The organism is Candidatus Zixiibacteriota bacterium, from assembly GCA_021159005.1.
GTDB lineage: Bacteria > Zixibacteria > MSB-5A5 > UBA10806 > 4484-95 > JAGGSN01.
Map to the genome: position 1 here is coordinate 1 of JAGGSN010000125.1, position 1327 is coordinate 1327.

General features: G+C 48.7%; 1 protein-coding gene. It reads right to left on the reverse strand.

Annotation, left to right across the window (positions count from 1 at the left end; translation table 11 throughout):
* On the reverse strand, positions 1 to 1266 hold a 1266-nt coding region (locus J7K40_08095; GenBank protein MCD6162358.1), incomplete at its 3' end, for an ABC transporter ATP-binding protein.
* Between the last annotated feature and the right edge of the window lie 61 nt (positions 1267 to 1327).

Sequence of the window (1327 nt, forward strand, 5' to 3'; positions counted from 1 at the left end):
TAGACCGCCCCCGGGGAGCCTTTCGGGAGTGGGGGTGTGGAAACCTGGGAACAGGTCAACCAGGGTACTCTTACCTGCTCCGCTGGGTCCGACAATAGCAAATATCTTTCCCGCAGGTATGGTGATATCTATTTCCTGTAAAACCTGCACATCAGTCCCAGGATAGGAAAAAGAGGCCTTTTTATACGTTATTTCCTTGCGTAATCCCTCAAGGGCCTGTCCCTGGCTTTCCTCCTGTTGCTGGTCAAGAAAATGGTCCACCCTTTCAAGTATTCCGAGGGTCTCCTGGAATTGAGTGTAGGCTCCACCCAATTTTTTAAGAGGAGCAAAGGCCATAACTATGGCCGTAATGATAGAGAAAAAGGTTCCGGAGGTCATCTCTCCACTGGCAACAAGGCTGCCACCATAGCCAAGAATTGCTGCAACAGCAAGACCGGAAAGCACCTCTATCAGGAACTTTGCCCCTTCTCTAAGACGTATGGCTTTCGCCATCTGGCGATAGGTAGTCTGATTTTCCCTTACAAATTGACCGTGCTTGACCTCCTCCATGCCGAATATCTTTACGACCCTGAGACCCTGAAGGGCCTCGCTCACCCGGTGCGTCAAAATAGCCAGATATCTCTGGACTTTCTTCCGGCATATTCGTACCAACCTGGAGAGGAAACGGGTCCCCAAAGCAATAAAAGGAAGTAGAATAAAGCTCAAGAGAGCCATGTCCCATCGCTGGTAAAGGGCCACTCCCATGAGGACTATCACAGAGGGCACCTGGAGCATGAATGTCCTCAAGCTCTCAGACAGGAAATTGCCCAATGCCCCAACGTCATTCATGAGTCTTGAGAGCATATCTCCACTAGTGGAACGGGATATAACAGATACCGGCAGACGAATCAGATGAGAGAAAAACCTGTTCCTCAGATCACGGACCAGTTTCATCCCTGCGGTCTGCATGAGGTACGACTGGAGGAAGTTACACGCGCCGCGGAGGATATAGAGAATAATAATCCCAAAAGGCAGCAGATATATATATTTGTAATTTCCTTCGACAAAAATTTTGTCCATTGCGGGCTTTACAAGCCAGGCTATCGCGCCGTTTATTCCTGAGACGATAAGACTGAATAGCGTAGCCAGAATTACGCGTGGAACATATGGACGAATCAGTCCTACCAACCGCTGCCAGCGGGTCGGATAAACGAGATTGCCTACAGGCTTCTGCTTGTAATTTGAGCCGGATTCCGGCTGAATAGAACTATTGTCAGATGGATTCACAACAGAAAAGATTACACGATGGTCAGTACCATGTCATCAGAATCGAATAAAAACCAGCGCT